Origin of the sequence: Kamptonema animale CS-326, from assembly GCF_028330895.1 — a bacterium.
GTDB lineage: Bacteria > Cyanobacteriota > Cyanobacteriia > Cyanobacteriales > Microcoleaceae > Kamptonema > Kamptonema formosum.
This window is the reverse complement of the sequence record NZ_JAQMUA010000152.1, coordinates 1-2665: the sequence shown is the minus strand read 5'-3', so window position 1 is coordinate 2665 and position 2665 is coordinate 1. Positions and strand designations below refer to the sequence as shown.

At 41.9% G+C, this 2665-nt stretch carries 2 protein-coding genes; one reads left to right on the top strand and one right to left on the bottom strand.

Annotated elements, in window-relative coordinates; genetic code table 11:
• Nucleotides 1-87 precede the first annotated feature (87 nt).
• Nucleotides 88-1455 (bottom strand): CHAT domain-containing protein, encoded by a 1368-nt coding sequence (locus PN499_RS09050; protein WP_272031470.1) that lies wholly within the window; start codon nt 1453-1455, stop codon nt 88-90.
• Nucleotides 1456-1777: 322 nt separating this feature from the next.
• On the opposite strand from PN499_RS09050, the gene tatC reads away from it, so the two are divergent.
• Nucleotides 1778-2626: a twin-arginine translocase subunit TatC gene (tatC, locus tag PN499_RS09045; RefSeq protein WP_272031469.1), complete on the top strand. Its 849-nt coding sequence runs from the start codon at nt 1778-1780 to the stop codon at nt 2624-2626.
• Nucleotides 2627-2665: the final 39 nt, after the last annotated feature.

The following is a 2665-nucleotide window of genomic DNA, read 5'->3' as shown; positions in this document are numbered from 1 at the left end:
CCTCTGGGCGGTAAAGATACCGCCCAGAGGGCGGCGTTACGTAAGATAACAACCAACAACCAACAACTAACAACTAACAACTAACAATTACCAAGGACTCCCAATCATACTAAAAGCCGCCCAATAGTAAGGATGAGATAGATTTTCGTTCCTAATTTCTGCAAACTCAGGTGGTAACATTACCCCTCCTCTAGAACTTTGCAACTGACCATTTTCCAAACGCACTTTACCCTGAATCATAGCAATTTGAGCCTGCCGCAACGCCTCAGCCTTAATAGGTGCGCTCCGCAACTGATGATAAAATTCACTCATCAAGGCTAAAGTCCCCGCATCACTAACATACCAAACACTAGCTAAAGCCGATTTCACACCCGCCTGCACCGCTAAACCGGCAAATCCTAACTCCACATCCTTATCACCTAAAGCAGTTCGACAAGCACTCAAAACTAACAGTTCCACAGGCGGATTATTCCAACCCAACTGCCTCATTTGATCTAAACGTAAGGGAGTATCCCAAAACTGAATATAGGAATTATTAGGAGTTCCCGCCTTAAACTCTGCGTGGGTTGCTAAATGAATAATACCAAAACGTTGCCGCAACCGCTCCGACTGTAAATTAACTAAAGTAAAATCTTCATTGAGAAAAGATTCACCCGGCCACAATTGAGCAATTGTCTTTAATTCTAATGGCACTGCCGGTAAAGGTTGTTGCTCGGAAAAATTAGAAAAATCTGATGCCCCCATTGCCAAAACTTTCGAGTTTTTGAGGTCAGCATACTTAGATTCTGTAAATTTGAAAGCAGGGATGCGAGCTATACTGTACTTTTCTGTGAGAAAACGAGTTCCGTCATGCAAAGCTGGCAGCGGTAAAGTACGCAGTCCACTACCAACACAAAACAGTAATGTATCAATCTTTTGAGCTTGTAAATTTAATTCCAGAGGTGCAATTATCCACTGATAAAGTTGCTGAGCAGCACTTAAATAGCTCGTAGTATTAATTTTTCTCTGATTAGTAATTTGAGAAATAAAGTCTTTAACAACTGGAAGCAAAGCCTCGCGTTTAGCTGCGGGTACACTTTGGCGGAAGGGAGGGCGATCGGGAGTGAGTAATAGTAATTCCAGTTGATCTGCACGGGGAAGAATATAGATTAGAGCTGGCTTTTTTTTAGTTTGAACAGCAAGACGAGAAAGAGTTTGTCCTATTTGGTCAGCAGTCTGTGGCTGAGTTGAAAAATTTTCTTTAAAATATGACTGATATTGATTTTCCCAATCTTTCTCAATGCGGTCTACAGCCTCAGCATAGTTTCCTTCATCCAGAAGATTTCTCATTGTCGGATATTCAAGCACATCTGTGCTACTGTTCTGAGCAAAAGTCAGAGGAATGCTTAAGCTCAACAAAAAGCTCAACAAGAACAAAGTAAGGAGTAAAAAGTAAAAAAGTTTGGTTTTACGCATAGATATAAAATAAATCCAATTTTTTTTCAATGATACTGCTATTTTCATAAGATTGAAGCCAAGATCGGGGAAGGGAAAAAATACATTTCTATTTAAAAATAGCTCTCCAGCTTATTTTTAACCAGAATTTACGCATAACTACTCTTTGATGTAAGAGGAAAGGCGAGTTGAGGTGATACAAGCAATCTCAACAGCAGAAATCCTTGATAAAAGACTTCCGCACTGTAACTAACCTCGATACAATAGTTCACGTAGCCTTTATTAGTCGTCGATCGCTGGACAAGTGTTTCCCTAATTTCAAATTTAAACTCTCAAATCGATTATGACGCTGCCTTCTAACCCGGAGACACCCGAACAGGGTTCAGACAATAACTTCTCACCCGCCACCCCAGAAAACCTAAGTATTGCAACGACTACTGACGCTGCGATCGCACCTCGCAACCTAGAAGGGGAATATCTCGACGAACTCCCTGATGAGGTAGAGATGTCGCTGTTTGACCATTTGGAGGAATTGCGACAGCGAATTTTTTATTCGGTGCTTGCTGTTGCTGGGGGTATGATCGGTTGTTTTCTGACCATTAAACCGATTGTACAACTACTAGAAATCCCGGCAAATGGCGTGAAATTTCTACAATTAGCTCCGGGAGAATTTTTCTTTGTCTCGCTGAAAGTAGCTGGTTACAGCGGTTTATTGCTTGCTAGCCCCTTCATACTCTACCAGATAGCAATGTTTGTCTTACCAGGTCTGACTCGGCGCGAGCGGAGGTTGATGGGGCCTGTTTTCTTGGGGTCTAGTGTTTTATTTATAGGTGGGTTGGTTTTTTCTTACTTGCTGTTAATTCCCGCTGCGTTAAATTTCTTTGTTAACTATGGGGAGGGTGTTGTCGAGCAGTTGTGGTCAATTGACAAATATTTTGAATTTGTACTGCTGCTCATGTTCAGCACTGGTTTAGCTTTTGAAATCCCGATTGTTCAAGTGATATTGGGTATTTTAGGGATTGTTTCTTCAGGACAAATGCTTTCAGGTTGGCGATATGTGATTCTAGGTGCTGCTGTTTTAGGAGCAGTTTTAACACCTTCTACTGACCCTCTAACTCAAACTCTTTTAGGGGGTGCTGTTCTTTGCCTTTACTTTGGGGGAGTCGGTTTGGTGAAGCTTTTAGGGCGATGAGTGCAAATATCCGTAACGCCGCCTTCCAGGCGGTATCAT